The 15,831-nt window shown below is 68.4% G+C and carries 16 protein-coding genes; 12 read left to right on the top strand and 4 right to left on the bottom strand.

From position 1 onward, the window contains the following. The first annotated feature begins 181 nt into the window (after nt 1-181). Nucleotides 182-928, top strand: a complete 747-nt coding sequence (locus tag AC0Z36_RS11650) for an SDR family oxidoreductase (RefSeq protein WP_485462720.1) — start codon at nt 182-184, stop codon at nt 926-928. Between the two features lie 137 nt (nt 929-1,065). Here the strand turns inward: AC0Z36_RS11650 and AC0Z36_RS11645 are convergent, their stop codons facing one another. Continuing rightward, a complete protein-coding gene (locus AC0Z36_RS11645; protein ID WP_485462719.1) occupies nt 1,066-1,710 on the bottom strand; it encodes a hypothetical protein in 645 nt (214 codons plus the stop codon). A gap of 137 nt (nt 1,711-1,847) precedes the next feature. Beyond that, nucleotides 1,848-2,561, bottom strand: a complete 714-nt coding sequence (locus AC0Z36_RS11640) for a hypothetical protein (protein WP_485462718.1) — start codon at nt 2,559-2,561, stop codon at nt 1,848-1,850. Between the two features lie 245 nt (nt 2,562-2,806). Here AC0Z36_RS11640 and AC0Z36_RS11635 point away from each other — a divergent pair, with 245 nt between their 5' ends. Then, entirely contained in the window at nt 2,807-3,976 is a 1,170-nt protein-coding gene (locus AC0Z36_RS11635) for a 4-hydroxybenzoate 3-monooxygenase (protein WP_485462717.1), read from the top strand. 110 nt (nt 3,977-4,086) lie between these two features. Here AC0Z36_RS11635 and AC0Z36_RS11630 read toward each other — a convergent pair whose 3' ends face one another. Then, nucleotides 4,087-4,662, bottom strand: a complete 576-nt coding sequence (locus AC0Z36_RS11630; protein WP_485462716.1) for a TerD family protein — start codon at nt 4,660-4,662, stop codon at nt 4,087-4,089. Nucleotides 4,663-4,997: 335 nt separating this feature from the next. On the opposite strand from AC0Z36_RS11630, the gene AC0Z36_RS11625 reads away from it, so the two are divergent. From AC0Z36_RS11625 to AC0Z36_RS11585, 9 genes are all read left to right on the top strand, one after another. Then, nucleotides 4,998-5,498, top strand: a complete 501-nt coding sequence (locus tag AC0Z36_RS11625) for a flavin reductase family protein (RefSeq protein WP_485462715.1) — start codon at nt 4,998-5,000, stop codon at nt 5,496-5,498. 111 nt (nt 5,499-5,609) lie between these two features. After that, nucleotides 5,610-6,593: an ABC transporter ATP-binding protein gene (locus tag AC0Z36_RS11620; RefSeq protein ID WP_485462714.1), complete on the top strand. Its 984-nt coding sequence runs from the start codon at nt 5,610-5,612 to the stop codon at nt 6,591-6,593. After that, entirely contained in the window at nt 6,593-7,441 is an 849-nt protein-coding gene (locus AC0Z36_RS11615; protein WP_485462713.1) for an ABC transporter permease, read from the top strand. The genes AC0Z36_RS11620 and AC0Z36_RS11615 overlap by 1 nt, the downstream gene beginning before the upstream one ends. Continuing rightward, nucleotides 7,438-8,628, top strand: a complete 1,191-nt coding sequence (locus AC0Z36_RS11610; RefSeq protein WP_485462712.1) for a sensor histidine kinase — start codon at nt 7,438-7,440, stop codon at nt 8,626-8,628. The genes AC0Z36_RS11615 and AC0Z36_RS11610 overlap by 4 nt, the downstream gene beginning before the upstream one ends. A 5-nt stretch (nt 8,629-8,633) precedes the next feature. Beyond that, nucleotides 8,634-9,257, top strand: a complete 624-nt coding sequence (locus tag AC0Z36_RS11605) for a response regulator transcription factor (protein ID WP_485462777.1) — start codon at nt 8,634-8,636, stop codon at nt 9,255-9,257. Between the two features lie 105 nt (nt 9,258-9,362). Then, nucleotides 9,363-10,106, top strand: coding sequence for a PIG-L deacetylase family protein (locus tag AC0Z36_RS11600; RefSeq protein ID WP_485462711.1), 744 nt, complete (start codon nt 9,363-9,365; stop codon nt 10,104-10,106). A 225-nt stretch (nt 10,107-10,331) separates the two neighbouring features. Next, nucleotides 10,332-11,312 (top strand): Zn-ribbon domain-containing OB-fold protein, encoded by a 981-nt coding sequence (locus tag AC0Z36_RS11595; RefSeq protein ID WP_485462710.1) that lies wholly within the window; start codon nt 10,332-10,334, stop codon nt 11,310-11,312. A 20-nt stretch (nt 11,313-11,332) separates the two neighbouring features. Then, entirely contained in the window at nt 11,333-12,400 is a 1,068-nt protein-coding gene (locus tag AC0Z36_RS11590) for a lipid-transfer protein (RefSeq protein WP_485462709.1), read from the top strand. A 100-nt stretch (nt 12,401-12,500) separates the two neighbouring features. Beyond that, a complete protein-coding gene (locus AC0Z36_RS11585) occupies nt 12,501-13,664 on the top strand; it encodes a thiolase domain-containing protein (protein WP_485462708.1) in 1,164 nt (387 codons plus the stop codon). 68 nt (nt 13,665-13,732) lie between these two features. On the opposite strand, the gene AC0Z36_RS11580 is transcribed toward AC0Z36_RS11585, so the two are convergent. After that, nucleotides 13,733-14,326 (bottom strand): Uma2 family endonuclease, encoded by a 594-nt coding sequence (locus AC0Z36_RS11580; RefSeq protein ID WP_485462707.1) that lies wholly within the window; start codon nt 14,324-14,326, stop codon nt 13,733-13,735. 343 nt (nt 14,327-14,669) lie between these two features. Between AC0Z36_RS11580 and AC0Z36_RS11575 the strand changes: the two genes are divergently transcribed. Next, entirely contained in the window at nt 14,670-15,794 is a 1,125-nt protein-coding gene (locus tag AC0Z36_RS11575) for an NAD(P)H-dependent flavin oxidoreductase (RefSeq protein ID WP_485462706.1), read from the top strand. The last annotated feature ends 37 nt before the right edge of the window (nt 15,795-15,831 follow it).

The following is a 15,831-nucleotide window of genomic DNA, read 5'->3' as shown; positions in this document are numbered from 1 at the left end:
GAAAAAGCTCGGTAGTAGGAAAAGATGCATAAGTGCTGGTCAGGGCGTTCCACGTGGAACAATCGGACAGTTCGGACATTTGGCGTGGAGAGTCCAGTCCGTACGGATTGGCCCGGGCGACTGTCGATCGTGTGTCCGTAGGCTGACTTCCGCCGAAGCAAGCACGATGAGAGGCCCCGCCATGTCTGAGTCCATCCGTACCGCCGTCGTCACCGGGGCCAGCAGCGGAATCGGCGCCGCGACCGCGCGGAGCCTGGCCGAAGCCGGTTTCCACGTCGTGCTGACCGCCCGTCGCGCGGACCGGATCGAGGCACTGGCCAAGGAGATCGGCGGCACCCCCTACCCGCTGGACATCACCGACCGCGACGCCGTGCGGGCCTTCGCCGCCACGCTGGACCGCTGTGACGTCCTGGTCAACAACGCCGGTGGCGCGTTCGGGGCGGACAGCGTCGAGACCGGCGACCCGGCCGACTGGCGGGCGATGTACGAGGTCAACGTGCTGGGGACGCTCAACGTGACCCAGGCGCTGCTGCCCGCGTTGAAGGCCGGCGGTGACGGCACGGTGGTCGTGCTGTCCTCGACCGCCGGGTTCGTCGCGTACGAGACCGGTGGCGGATACGCCGCCGCGAAGCACGGCACGCACGCGCTGGCGGCGACGCTGCGCCTGGAGCTGTGCGGGGATCCCGTCCGGGTCATCGAGATCGCCCCCGGCATGGTCAAGACCGACGAGTTCGCGCTGAACCGCTTCGGCGGTGACACGGCCAAGGCCGCCGCGGTCTACCAGGGTGTCGCCGAACCGCTGCTCGCCGCCGACGTCGCCGACACGGTCGTGTGGGCGGTGACCCGGCCCTCGCACGTGAACATCGACCTGCTGGTTGTCCGGCCGCGTGCGCAGGCCGCGCAGCACAAACTCCACCGGGGCAACTGAGCTGGGGCAACTGAGCTGGGGCAACTGAGTCGAGGCAACTGAGCCGGGGGAATGAAGACCGCGATGACCGAGCTCCTGATCATCAGGGGGGATGATCAGGAGCTCGGTCATCGCGGTCTTCGGCCGACGGTCGCGCGTTACATGTTCAGCAGCGCCGTGATGTGGTCCCGGTGCCGCAGCAGTGCCTGACGCAACTGCTCGGTGTCACCGCCGGTGTCGCGGCGGGCCTGCTCCAGCTCGTGCCGGCGCTGTTCAAGCGAGTCCGCCAGGAGTTTGCTGACCTGCTGGGTGACGCCTTCGGCCTCGGCGACGGCATCCGTCGGGCTGTCGACGAACGACGCGACGATGTTGCGCATGCGGTCCTTCAGGTCGCCGGTGACGTCCTGGGCGAGCAGCGGGTTGCGGGCGGCCTGCGAGGCGGCGGACCCGGTGTTCCCGGTGGTCTTGTCCGCCCCCGTTGTCCCCGTTGTCCCCGTCGTGCCGGTCGTGCCGGTCGTGCCGGTCGTGCCGGTCGTGCCGGTCGTGCCGGTCGTGCCGGTCGTGCCGGTCTTTCCGATGCCCGTGCCGGTGAGCGGTCCCTGAGTGGAACGCTCCTCGCCGCGCAGGGTGCCACTGGGCACCCGCGTCTCGCCGGTGGTGTCCGGAACGGGGGTCTCGGGACTGGCCTGGTCGTGCACCCGGGCCCGCAGGGCGTCCGGGTCGCGCTCGTCACGCTCGACGAACGGTGGGTCGTTCTCGCGGGTGTTGCGCGGGCCTTCGGCCGGAGTGCGGCGGATCGGCATGGAGTCCTCCCTGGGGAACCGTGCGCGAATGCGGTGGTGAAGCGAACTGTGGCGCTGGACCGGTGAACTGTAGTGCTAACCGAGCGAACTGCCTTACGGGATAAGCGAATTGCGGTACGGGTGAACAGGCCCGGAGGTCAGTTCGTCCGGCCGTCGTCGCGGTTGCGGCTGCGCTCGGCGGCATCGTCGGAGGCCTGCCACTCGGCGGTCGAACCGTCCTTGGCCGCAGCGGGAGCGGAGCCGGGCGCGGGAGCGGAGCCGGGCGCCGGTGTCGTGCGGTCGGCGCTGGCGCCGGTCTCGACACGGCCGGTGGTGTGGCCGTTGCCGGCGCTCCCCAGCACGTCCTCGAACAGCGCGCGGTGGTGGATCATCGCCTGGCGGAGTTCCTCCGTGCCCGCTTCACCGGCGGCGGCGCGGCGGCCGATGGTGTGCGCGGCGCGGTAGTGCTCCAGCGTCTCCGAGTGGCGCACCGACAGCATCTCCACGCGCTTGTCGTGCGCGCCGGTCGGGTAGCCGCGCTCGTGCATCAGCCGGGTGATCAGCTCATCGGCTTCGGCGACTGCGCTCTCCGGCTGGTCGACGAACCGCTCCTGCACACCCGCCCACTCCATCGAGTACTTCTCCCGGGCGGACGGGGAGAGTTCGCGCAGATCCAAGTCCCGGTATTTACGGTCCCGTTCGGTCAGTACTTTCTCGCCCTCGCGGCGGCCGTGCTCCTGCACCGCCCTGTCGTACTCGGGGCCGAACTGCTTGCGCAGTCGCTGCCGGCGCATCATGGGGATGGCCAGCGCGGCTGCGGCGAGCACCACGACAACGGCGACGATGATGATGACGATCGCGGTAGTGCCCATGATGCAACTCCAGTGGTGGGTCGTGTCGGAACGGTTGCTTGTGCACGGTGCGTTGCTGAAGTCCTGTTGTGGCGTCCTGCTCCCACGTTCCCGCTGGACCGCCTTCCGAGGCAACGCCTTGCCCGGATTCGGCCGGGCAAACACAATGCGGGGCTTTCACCCACCGGAAGAATCCGACCGCGTCGGGGCGACCCGTACGCGAGCCTTGACGGGAAGGACACACAGGATCGAAGGGCTGTCAGCCAATGCGCACCAAAGTCGGGATCATCGGAGCAGGGCCCGCGGGTCTGCTGCTGTCGCAACTGCTGCACCGGCAGGGCATCGACGCGGTTGTCCTGGAAGCCCGGACCAGGGACTACATCGAGGCCAGGCAGCGCGCCGGGATGCTCGAACAGGGGACGGCCGACCTGCTGCGCTCGTGTGGCGCGGGGGAGCGCCTGGACCGTGAGGGCCTGGTGCACCACGGTATCCACCTGCGGTTCAACGGTGAGAACCACCACTTGGACTTCCCGGAACTGACCGACGGCTCTTCGGTTGTCGTGTACGCGCAGACTGAGATCGTCAAGGATCTCGTCCAACTGCACCTGGACCGCGGCGCGGAACTGCGCTTCGAGGCGAAGGTCACGTCCGTCGACGGCGCGGACGGCGACTCCCCGAAGATCCACTACTCACAGGACGGCGTCGAGCAGGTCCTGGAGTGCGACTTCATCGCCGCGTGCGACGGTTTCCACGGCGTCGGCCGCCAGTCGATCCCGGCGGAGATCCTGCGGACGTACGAGCGGGCCTACCCGTTCGCGTGGCTGGGCATCCTGGCCGACGTGGCACCGTCCACCGACGACCTGATCTACGCGTACAGCGAGCGCGGCTTCGCGCTGCACAGCATGCGTTCGCCCACCGTCAGCAGGCTGTACGTGCAGGTCGAGCCGGACGCGGACCTCGCCGACTGGCCCGACGAGCGCATCTGGTCCGAGCTGCACGCGCGGCTCGCACTGGAGGGCTGGAAGCTCGAAGAGGGCCCGGTCACCGAGAAGAGCATCACGCCGATGCGCAGTTCGGTGTCCGAGCCGATGCGGTACGGAAAACTCTTCCTCGCCGGTGACGCCGCGCACATCGTGCCGCCGACGGGGGCAAAGGGCCTGAACCTGGCGGCGGGCGACGTGGCCGTGCTGGCGCAGGCACTGACCCTCTTCTACGCCGACGGCTCCGAAGAACTGCTCGACGGCTATTCGGAGACCTGCCTGGAGCGCGTCTGGCGGGCGGAGCACTTCTCGTTCTTCATGACGACGCTGCTCCACAAGGACGAGTCGCAGGACGCGTTCGGGCAGCGGCTTCAGCTGTCGAACCTGGCGTACGTGGCGTCATCGCGCGCGGCGGCGGCCTCGCTGGCGGAGAACTACGTCGGCTACCGGCGCTGACAAGGGTCCTTGAAGCTGACAAAAAGCCTTAAAAATGCCAACAAGTCCTTGAAAACGACTGAGGGGGCCGTCGCACAGTGCGACGGCCCCCTCCGGTCCTGAGACTTACATCAGACGCTGACGCCGTAGTCCTTGGCGATGCCCGACAGGCCCGAGGCGTAGCCCTGGCCCAGCGCGCGGAACTTCCACTCGGCACCGTTGCGGTACAGCTCGCCGAAGAGCATCGCGGTCTCGGTCGACGCGTCCTCGGAGAGGTCGTAGCGCGCGAGCTCGACACCGTCCGCGGCGTTCACAACGCGGATGAACGCGTTGCGGACCTGTCCGAAGGACTGGCTGCGGGCGTCGGCGTCGTGGATCGACACCGGGAACACGATCTTGTCGACGTCGGCGGCGAGACCCGCGAGGTTGACCTTGATCTGCTCGTCGTCGCCCTCACCCTCACCGGTCTTGTTGTCACCGGTGTGCTCGACGGTGCCGTCCGGCGTCTTCAGGTTGTTGAAGAAGACGAAGTGCTGGTCGGAGATGACCTGGCCGGCCGGGTTCACGACGAGGGCGCTGGCGTCCAGGTCGAAGTCGGTGCCGGTGGTGGTGCGCAGGTCCCAGCCGAGGCCGACGATCACAGCGGTCAGGCCGGGGGCCTCCTTGGAGAGGGAGACGTTGCCGCCCTTGCTCAGACTTACGGCCATGGCTCGTTGTCCTTTCCTGCAGTGGGTCCCGAGTGGCTCCCGACTGATGTCGGGGCTCCGGTGACGACGCTACCTGTTTGACGAGGGGGAGGGGGGGATGAGTTCCCGGATGCCCGAATCGTTGGTCGACACGGGGCGACGCGAGTTGACACGTGTTACGTCGTTGCAACGACGTGCTTTACACCACATTCGGCCGTTCGCGCAATAAAATCGGCAGATACTTCTTGACGACCCGTCAGTCCGGCCATTGAATAGATGCACCAAACCGACATATGACTAATTGTCATAGTCACTGCGGAGAGAGCAGTGACTGCTGAGACCGTGGGGGCCAATCCATGACCAGCGCTTCAACCTCTGCTCCGGCCTTCGACCAGGCCCGGATGCGGCATGTCATGGGCAACTTCGCGACCGGGGTCACCGTGATCACGGCCATCTACGAGGGACAGCCGGTCGGAATGGCCTGCCAGTCCTTCGCGTCACTGTCGCTGGACCCGGCGTACATATCCTTCGCCCCGGCGCTCACCTCCACCACCTACCCGAAGATCCAGGCGGCGGGGAAGTTCGTCGTCAACGTCCTCGCCGAGGACCAGCAGGACCTGTGCACGGCGATGGGCCGCAGCGGCGGTGACAAGTTCGCGGGCATCGACTGGAAGCCCGCGGGCAACGGCGCGCCGCTGCTCGGCGGTGTCATCACCGGCATCGAATGCGACATCGAGACCGAACTGCCCGGCGGCGACCACACCATCGTCATCGGCCGGGTGACGGCGCTGGACATCCCGCGCGACGTGAACCCGCTGCTGTTCTTCAAGGGGAAGTACGGCCGTCTGGCGGTCTGACCCCGCCACCTGCCCGGCCCGAGTGACAGCGGCTGTCCACCGATCGGTGGACAGCCGCTGTCCGTCTGTCGTACGTCCCTGTCCGGGCCGCGGAAAACCAGACTTGTGGGCATGCGGACGACAGTAGAACAGCCGACAGCGGACCAGCCGACAGCGGACCAGCCGACAGCGGACCAGCCGACAGCAGAACAGCCGACAGCAGAACAGCCGACAGCAGAACAGCCGACAGAGCGCGCGACGGGACGGGCGGCGACGGGACTGGCGGTCCGGGTCCGGGGCCTCACCCGGACGTACGGCACCCACACCGCGGTCGACGGCCTCGACCTCGACGTGCGCACCGGCGAGATCTTCGCCCTGCTCGGCCCCAACGGCGCGGGCAAGACGACCGCCACCGAGATTCTGGAGGGCTACCGCCGCAGGGACAGCGGGGAAGTGTCCGTCCTCGGCGCGGACCCGGCGAAAGCGGGTAGCGCCTGGCGGTCGCGGATCGGCATCGTCCTCCAAGACTCCAACGACGTCGGCGGGCTGACGGTCCGCGAGTCCCTGCACCACTTCGCCGCCTACTACCCGGGGCCGCGCGACCCCGACGAGGTCATCGAAGCCGTCGGCCTCGCGGACAAGTCGGGGGCCCGCGCCGGGCAGCTGTCCGGCGGCCAGCGACGCCGCCTCGACGTGGCCCTGGGCATCCTCGGCAATCCGGAGCTCCTCTTCCTGGACGAGCCGACCACCGGGTTCGACCCTGAGGTGCGCCGCCGCTTCTGGGACCTGATCGCCGGGCTGCGGGACGCGGGCACGACGATCCTGCTCACCACGCACTACCTGGACGAGGCCGAACGGCTGGCCGACCGGGTGGGCGTGCTCAGCGCGGGACGCCTGGTGGACGTCGACACACCCGCGCGGCTCGGCGGCCGGCACCTGGCCAGGGCTGTCGTGCGCTGGACGGTCGAGGGCGTTGCGTACGAGGAACTCACAGCAAAACCGGCGGAGTTCGTTGGTGGTCTGGCCGCCCGACTCGGCGGCGAGGTCCCGGACCTGACGGTCACCCGGCCCTCGCTCGAGGACACCTACCTCACCCTGATCGGAGAGCAGCTCTGATGACTGCCGCCCTGAACCGCGCCACCGCTGTCTCCCATGCTGAGCCGAAGTCGCCGCTGTCCGAGACCCTCCGGATCGGCCTGCTCAGGATCAGCCTGGAACTCAAGGAGTTCACCCGCCACAAGGGGCAGATGCTGGTGACCTTCGGCATGCCGGTGGTCATGCTCGGCCTGTTGTCGCTCATCAGCAGTGGCACGGTGACCGGCACGAATGTGCCGACCAGTCAGGTGTACGCGGCCGGCATGCTCGCCGTCGGCATCGTCTCGGCCGGCTTCCAGGGCCTGGCCATCTCGGTGGCCGACGAGCGGAAGAACGGCACACTCAAGCGGCTGCGCGGCACACCGATGCCGCCCGCGGCGTACTTCATCGGCAAGATCGGACAAGTGCTCGCGGTCAGCTTTGTGCAGGCCGGAGTCCTTATCGGCATCGGCACCGCCCTGATGGACCTTCAGGTCCCGGCCGGAGTCGCCCCCTGGCTGACCTTCGCCTGGGTGTACGTCCTGGGCGTGTCCATCGCCACCCTCCTCGGCCTGACCCTCAGCAACTCACTGAAGAGCGGAAACGGAGCCGCGATCCTGCTGCCGTTCACCGCATTGCAATTCGTCTCCGGGGTGTTCGTCCCCTTCAACGAACTGCCCGGGTCCGTCCAGCAGGTCTCGGCCCTCTTCCCGCTGAAGTGGCTGTGCCAGGGCATGCGCTCAGTGTTCCTGCCGGACTCGTTCGCCGCCGTCGAACCGGCCGGATCCTTCGAACCCGCCCGGGTCGCGCTGGTGCTCGGAGTCTGGCTTGTGGTCAGCTTCGCGCTGTGCCTCAAGACCTTCCGCTGGAGCCAGGACACCGACAGGTGAGCGTGGACATCCACGGCATCACCGAAGAGAACCGGCGGATGACCCGCCGGCTCCTCTTCGTCTACCGGATCGCGTACGGCCTGCTCGCGGTGTTCTCCGGAGTGCAGTTGTCCGGGCGCGACGCGCCTGTGTGGACGTACGTGGTGCTGGCGTCGGGCCCGGTGGCCTTCCTGGCGATGCTGCGCCCGGCGTACAACGAGGGCGAGTGGGACCGGCGCGGGCAGCAGCACCTGGTCATCGCGTACGCCGGCGTCATCGCACTGACCATCGCCGGCCACAGTGTGGTCCTGGTGGCGTACATGCTGCTGCCGCTGACGTTCACCTTCATCGATCGGGTGGCCGTGGCGGCAGTGGTGATGATCGCGTTCAACGTGTTCAGCGGCCTCGTGCGACTAGCCCACGACGGCTGGGGCCGGGACAACAGTTTCAGCATGGCCGCCGAAGTCGCCGTCATCAGCGCCTTCAGCGTGCTGACCGCATCGCTCATCCAGTGGTCGATGGGACAGGCCAGGACCCGCGGCGAACTGGTCCAGCAACTGGAGTCCACCCGCGCCGAACTCGCCGAGGCCAACCACGATGCGGGAGTACGGACCGAGCGCGAACGGATGGCCCGGGAGATCCACGACACCCTCGCGCAGGGCTTCACGTCAATCCTGATGCTCCTTCAGGCGGCAGACGCCACAGTCGATTCCGACCCCGTCGCCACCCGGCACCGGCTCGACCTGGCCCAGCGGGCCGCCCGCGACAACCTCGCGGAGGCCCGCGCACTGGTCGCCGCGCAGGACCCGGAGCGCCTCGCGGCGGACACACTGCACGAGTCGCTGGGCCGCACGCTCGCCGGGCTCGGCGAGGAACTGGACATCGCGGCTTCGTTCACGGTCAGCGGCCAGGTGCGCGAACTGTCCGCCACCGCACAGGTGATCCTCATCCGGGCGGTCCAGGAGTCCGCGGCCAACATCCGCAAACACGCCGCAGCCGACGCGGTCGCGGTCGACCTGGCGTACCGCGTCTTGTGTGTCCGGCTGACGGTGCGGGACGACGGCAAGGGTTTCGACCCAGCGGTGATCACGGACACCGGCTACGGTCTCCGGGGTATGCGTGCCCGCCTGGCCCAGGTGGACGGAACCGTGGAGGTCGACTCCGCGCCCGGCCGGGGCACCACCGTGACCGTGGAGGTCCCCCTGTGACCACAGTGATCCGCCTGGTGCTGGCCGACGACCATCCTGTCGTCCGCGAAGGCCTGGCCGGCATGCTCGCCGCCGAAGCGGACCTGGAGGTCGTGGGCACGGCCGCCGACGGCGCCGAAGCGGTCGAGCTGGCCGCCGAACTGCGCCCCGACGTCGTCCTGATGGACCTGCGCATGCCCGGCACCGACGGGGTCGCGGCCACCCACCGCATCACCCGCGAGCTGCCGGGGGTCCGGGTGCTGATCCTCACCACGTACGACACGGACTCCGACATCGTCCGGGCCGTCGAAGCCGGGGCGACCGGCTACCTGCTCAAGGACACTCCGCGCGCCGAACTCGCCTCCGCCATCCGCTCGGCGGCCCGGGGTGAGACAGTGCTCGCGGGACCTGTCGCGGCAAAACTCGTCACCCGCCTCCAGACGCCCGTACGGGACAGACCCAGCCCGCGCGAGACCCAGGTGCTCTCCCTGGTGGCCCGCGGCCTGACCAACGCCGACATCGGCCGCGAGCTCTACATCTCCGAAGCCACCGTCAAAACGCACCTCCTGCGGGTCTTCAACAAGCTCGGCGTGGACGACCGGACGGCCGCGGTGACCGCCGCGCGCAAACTCGGGATTCTTGAAGGCTGACGGTCCGCCAGGCCCGGCCCGGGCGGGGCGGGGCGCGGCACCCTCGACTCGCGGTGGAGCCGCTGCGAGGATGACAGGATCCGCGCAACGACAGGAGTCGTCACCGTGACCGTCGCACCTGAACCGTTCGAGCCGCTCAACGAGGACTGGACCGTGGGGCTGGCGATCGTCGCCCACCCCGACGACATGGAGTACGGCGCCGCAGCAGCGGTGGCCCGCTGGACCGACCAGGGCAAGAGCATCACGTACTGCATGGTGACCAGCGGTGAGGCCGGTATCGACGGCATGCACCCGAAGAAGGCCCGCCCGCTGCGCGAGGCTGAACAGATCGCGTCCGCCGAAATCGTCGGCGTGGACACCGTCGACTTCCTGGGCTACGCCGACGGGGTCGTCGAGTACGGTCTGCGGCTGCGCCGGGACATCGCGAAGCTGGTGCGGAAGTACCGTCCGGAGATTGTCATCACCGGCAACTTCCGGGAGACGTACGGCGGTGTGGTGCTCAACCAGGCCGACCACATCGCCGTGGGCCGGTCCGTGGTGGACGGCGTCCGCGACGCGGGGAACCGCTGGGTGTTCCCGGAGCTGGTGGAGGAGGGCTTCGAGCCCTGGGGTGGTGTCCGCGAGGTGTGGGCCGGCGGTTCCCCCGACGCGAAGCACGCCGTCGACACGACGGACGGTTTCGACCGGGGTGTCGCCTCCCTGGAGGCGCACGCCGCCTACCTGGCCGGGCTCGGTCCCGACCACGGCATGGCGGGCGCCGCCGAATTCCTGGAGGCGGGCGCCCGGCTGGCCGGGACCCGCCTCGGCACGCGCTACGCGACGGCCTTCGAGGTGATCCGGCTGGGCTGATCCCACCGTATCGGTCATGTACAAAAATCCCCTTAACGATCTCTATGGGGGGCTTTTGTACATGATCGACGCGGTAGATCGCGTGGCCTGCGTCACCATCATCGTCTGCGGGATGCCATTGACCTAGTCAAGGAACCTTCCTAAGTTTGGCACGCTCACCCACCGCCGTGCAGGGCGTGGCCCCGGCCCGCCATGGACAGAGTGCAGCGCGCCGAGAGGAAGACCGTGACGACGAAGTCCGTCAGCACCATCACATTCCCGTACAAGAGGTCCCTCGGGCCGGTCATCAGCCACTTCTTCTCCGAGCTCACCGCTCAGAAGATCGTAGGCATCCGGGCCGGCGGGCGGGTCATCGTGCCGCCGCTCGAATACGACCCCGAGACCGGCGACCAGCTCGCCCCCGACTACGTCGAGGTGGGCCCCGCCGGGACCGTCGAGTCCTACACGTGGGTAGCGACGCCCGGCGAACACCACCTGCTCGACCGGCCGTTCGCGTACGCGCTCATCAAACTCGACGGCGCGACCACCCCGCTGATCCACGTGATCGACGCACCGGAGGACACCCTGTCCACCGGGATGCGGGTCGCGCCCCGCTGGGTGGCCGAACCCGTCGGCGGCATCACCGACATCGAGTGCTTCATCCCCGGCGAGACGCCTTCGGGAGTCCGCGCGACGGAGCCGCAGGACATCCAGACCATCGACTTCCTGTCGAAAGTCACGTACACCGACTACCTCTCGCCGAAGCTGGAACGGTACGTCGCCAACCTGCGGGCCGGAAAGCTCGTCGGGCAGAAGTGCCCCGTGTGCGAGCGGGTGTTCCTCGGGCGCGGTTACTGCTCGGTCGACGCGCTGCTGCTCGACGAGAGCCACGAAGTCGAACTGCCGGACAGCGGCGTGGTCACCAACTTCACCATCGTCACCCCGACGCCGTACCCCGGGCAGCAGGAGACCGAGCCGTTCGGCCGCGCGTCCGTGGTGCTCACCGACGGTTCGGTGGTCATCTCGCAGCAGGTCGTCCTCGGCATCCCCGTGTCCGAACTGCGCGTCGGCCTCCCGGTCGTCGCCGAGTGGGCGCCGGTCGACGAGCGCGACGGCGCGGAGATCAGCAACAAGGGCTGGGGCACGGTGAGCGGCTTCATCACCGGCTGGCGACCCACAGGTGAGCCCGACCTGCCCGCCGAGCAGTACATGAACCGGGTGTTCTGATGGCAACTCAGGAGACTTCCATGCGCCAGGATTCCGACATCGCGATCATCGCGAGCGCCCAACTGCCGCTGGTCCGGCGGCAGGAACTGACCGAGACCGAGATGCTGCTCACCGTTGTGGACGACGCGCTGGGCCAGGTCGGCCTCAAGCGCTCGGACGTGGGCTTCAGCTGCCAGGGCAGCTGTGACTACATATCCGGCGGCACCTTCTCGTTCATCCCGAACCTCGACGCGATGGGGGCCTGGCCGCCCATCCACGAGTCGCACGTCGAAATGGACGGGGCCTGGGCGCTGTACGAGGCGTGGGTCCGGATGAAGCACGGCGACGTCGAAATCGCCGTCGCGCTCGGCTCGGGCAAGTCGTCCATCAGCGACCCGACCGAGATCTACCCGCTGGAGCTCGACCCGTACTACCTCGCTCCGCTGGGCCTCGACCCGGTGTCGCTCGCGGCCCTCCAGGCCCGGCAGCTCCTTGACGCCGGCCGTACGACCGAACGCGGTCTTGCCGAGATCGCCGCCCGGTCGCGCCGGGACGCGGCACAGAACCCGTACGCGCAGATCCGTAACGGCGAGACGGACGTCGACAAGCTGCTCAGCGCGGGCTACTTCCGTTCTCCACTGCGGGTCAGCGACCTCCCGCCGATCAGCGACGGTGTCTGCGCGGTAGTCATGGCCACCAAGCGCCGCGCAGTCGAACTGGTCGACCGCCCGGCGTGGATCACCGGCATCGACCACCGCAGCGAGGTGCACAACCCGGCGCTGCGCGACCTGACCGACTCGAAGTCCACCCGCCTCGCGGCGGAGCGGGCCGGCGGGATCGAAGGTGTCGAGGTTGTTGAACTGATGGCTCCGTTCACCTCGCAGGAAGTGATCCTGCGGCAGGCGCTCGGCCTCGGTGATGACGTGGTCGTCAACCCGTCCGGCGGGCCGCTGACCGGCAACCCACTGATGGCCACCGGCCTGATCCGGCTGGCCGAAGCGGCGAGGCAGATCACCGTCGAAGGACGCAACAAGGCGTTGGGACACGCCACTTCGGGACCGGCTCTACAGCAGAACCTGGTGTGCATTCTGGAAGGCGGCAACTCGTGAGCGAGCGAGGCGAGGTCACCCACAGGCGCTGCGGCCCTGACGAATACGTGTCCAACCACAATTGTGTACGTGAATGCACCAAGATCGAGGGGGGTGGCGCATGAGTCATGAGCCAGTAGCCATCGTCGGCATCGGCCAGACCAAGCACAAGCGCAAGCGCGACGACCTGTCGATCGCCGGGCTGGTCCGCGAAGCCGCGCAACGCGCCCTGGACGACGCACAGATGACCTGGTCGGATATCGACGCTGTGGTCATCGGCAAGGCGCCGGACATCTTCGAAGGCGTGATGAAGCCCGAGCTCTACCTGGCGGACGCGCTGGGTGGTGCGGGGAAGCCCGTCTTCCGCGTCCACACCGCAGGGTCGGTGGGCGGCTCGACGGCCATCGTCGCCTCCCACCTCATCAGTTCGCGCGTCCACAAGCGCGTTCTGGCCGTCGCGTGGGAGAAGCAGTCCGAGGGCAACGCGCAGTTCGGCCTCGGCGGCGGCAAGTCCGGGTCGATCGGCGCGGGCGGGGCGTTCGCGCCGTGGATCCGGGCGTACATCGCGAAGTCCGGTGCCCCCGAGCACATCGGCTGGCAGGTCGCAGTCAAGGACAGGATCAACGCGCTGCGCAACCCGTACGCCCATCTTCAGCTCAAGGACATCTCGATCGAGAAGGTCCGCGACTCGCCGATGATGTGGGACCCCATCCACTTCCTGGAGTCCTGCCCGTCCTCGGACGGCGCCGGCGCGATCATCCTGACGGACCGGGCCGGTGGCCTCGCCGCCGAGGCCGACGGCCGCCGCCCCGCGTGGGTGCTCGGCACGTCGATGCGCTCGGAGCCGTCGTCCTTCGCGGGCCGCGACCCGATCCGCCCGCAGGCGGGCATCGACTGCGCGTGGGACGTCTACAAGCAGGCCGGGATCACCGACCCGCGCCGGGACATCGACGTCGCCGAACTGTACGTGCCGTTCTCCTGGTACGAGCCGATGTGGCTGGAAGGCCACGACATCGCACCGGTCGGCGAGGGCTGGAAGATGGTCGACCGCGGGGAGACCGCGTTCGACGGGTCGTTCCCGGTGAACCCGTCGGGAGGTGTGCTGTCGTCCAACCCCATCGGGGCGTCCGGGATGCTGCGCTTCCTCGAAGCGGCGCTCCAGGTGCGCGGCACCGCCGGTGAGCACCAGGTGGACGGCGCGCGGGTGGCGCTGGCCCAGGCGTACGGGGCCGCTGCGCAGTACTTCGCGATGTGGGCGGTGGGGTCGGAGCAGCCGACCAGCTGACGCACCGTTGAATCCGTCCTGGTCCGATGCGGGCCGGGGCGGATTCTTTCAGCTCAACGTCTTTTAGGTCAGTGCCACTTCGAGGTGTCCAGGTCGAGCATGATCGGCTCGGGGAGCCTGACCGTCTCGCCGAAGCTGAACGGGCGCGTGCTTTCGTACCACGCCTTGCCCTTGTCGGGGTTCCAGCGGACCTCGCCGGTCTTCTTCGCGTAGTCGATGAGCAGGTAGACCGGGACACCCTCGCGGGCGAGGATCGCTGGTTTGGCCGTGTAGTCACGGGCGGCGGCGGCGGCGGCGGCGGCACCGGTGGAGACGACCTCGATGGACAGGCTGATCAGCGGGAGCGGCACCTTGTCCGGCGCGGTCTCCGAGGCGACAGTGGGCAGGTAGAAGGTGTCCGGGGTGTGCCACGTGCAATCGGCGTGCAGGGCGTAGCTGTTGCGGCCCTCGGACCAGACGTCCCAGCCGTAACGCTCTTCGATCTGCCGGTGGATGCCGTTGAGGATTCTGGTGTGCGCAAAGCTGTGTGGGCCAGTGATGACGATCTCCCCGTCGATGATCTCTGTGTCGAACCCGTCGGGGAGTCTTGTCGACTGGGCGATCGCGATCAGGTCGGTGGGGGACAGGCCGGTGGTGCTGAATGGTCCGTTTGGCACGGTCATGGCGAACGAGCTCCTGTGTTCCGTACGGGATCTGTTGTGTCCTTCGGGTGGCGAGTCTCACCTGACGCAACATTCACCCGCCCGTGGAACCTGCGTGAACCACTCGTATGGGCCTGTTGGTTGTGGAGTTGGCGCTGCGGTTCGTCTGAGTGGGAGCGCGGGAGAGTAAGGCTTCCTGACCTTGATTTGGTCAAGCTTCCTGTCTAAACTCGCGGTGCCGTTCCGGGCTGAGTCGTTTCCGGGCCGAGTCGTTTCCGGGCTGAGACGTTTCTGAGCTGAGTTCTTCTGAGCCGGGTCCCCGCTCAGCCAAGCCATGCGTACCGCCGTGGAGGTCGATGCCGCTGTGAAGCCACCCATCTGCGAAAAGCTCGGGATCGAATTCCCGGTCTTCGCCTTCTCGCACTGCCGCGACGTGGTCGCGGCCGTCAGCAAGTCCGGCGGTTTCGGCGTGCTCGGCGCGCTGGCCTTCAGCCCGGACCAGCTCGAAGTCGAGCTCGCCTGGATCGACGAACACGTCGACGGCAAGCCGTACGGCGTCGACCTGGCCATCCCGATGAAGTACATCGGCAAGGGCGGTGGCGACGAGGCCCTCCCGGCGAACCTGGAGAAGCTGATCCCGGCGGCCCACTGGGAGTTCGTGGACCGGCTGCTCGCCGAGTACGGGATTCCCGAGCTGCCCGCGGAGTTGAAGAACAGGGCCGCTAAGGCGGCGGGGCTCAACGTCGACCTGGAGTCGCGCGAGCAGATCGCGGTGTCGCTCAAGCACCCGCTGGTCAAGATGTTCGTCAACGCGCTCGGTCCGCCGCCCGCCGACATCATCGACGCCTGCCACGACGCGGGCGTCCTCGTCGGGGCACTGTGCGGCAGTCCGCGGCATGCGCAGAAGCAGGTTGAGGCCGGGGTCGACGTGGTCGTCGCGCAGGGCACCGAGGCCGGCGGCCACTGCGGTGAGATCTCCACGATGGTGCTGATCCCGCAGGTCGTGGACACCGTCGGCCCGGACATCCCGGTCCTCGCGGCCGGTGGCATCGGCGACGGACGGCAGATGGCGGCGGCGCTCGCGCTGGGCGCGCAGGGCGTGTGGACCGGCAGCCTGTGGCTGACCGTCGCGGAGGCGGACACGCACGAGGCGGCGGTGCAGAACCTGTTGGCGGCCAAGTCCACCGACACCACGCGCTCGCGCTCGATGACCGGTAAGCCGGCCCGGCAGCTCAAGAGCGCCTGGACGCAGGCGTGGGAGGACCCGGCGAACCCGGACCCGCTGCCGATGCCGCTGCAGGGCCTGATCTACAACAAGGCCGCGCGCCGGTTCACCCGTACTCAGAACCGTGATCTCAACGGCTGGCCGGTCGGCCAGGTCGTCGGGCAGATCGACAAGGTGCGGTCGACGCAGGAGGTCGTGCTGTCCCTGGTCGAGCAGTGGATCGAGACCACGGAGCGCCTGGGCCGGCTCCTCGAAGAGGACTGATCCCGCAGGGCTTTCGCAGGAGGATTACGTTGTACGG

The sequence above is a fragment of the Kitasatospora sp. UYEF31 genome, from assembly GCF_057291755.1.
Note: the sequence above shows the minus strand (reverse complement) of the source record. Positions and strands in the feature narration are given on the sequence as shown.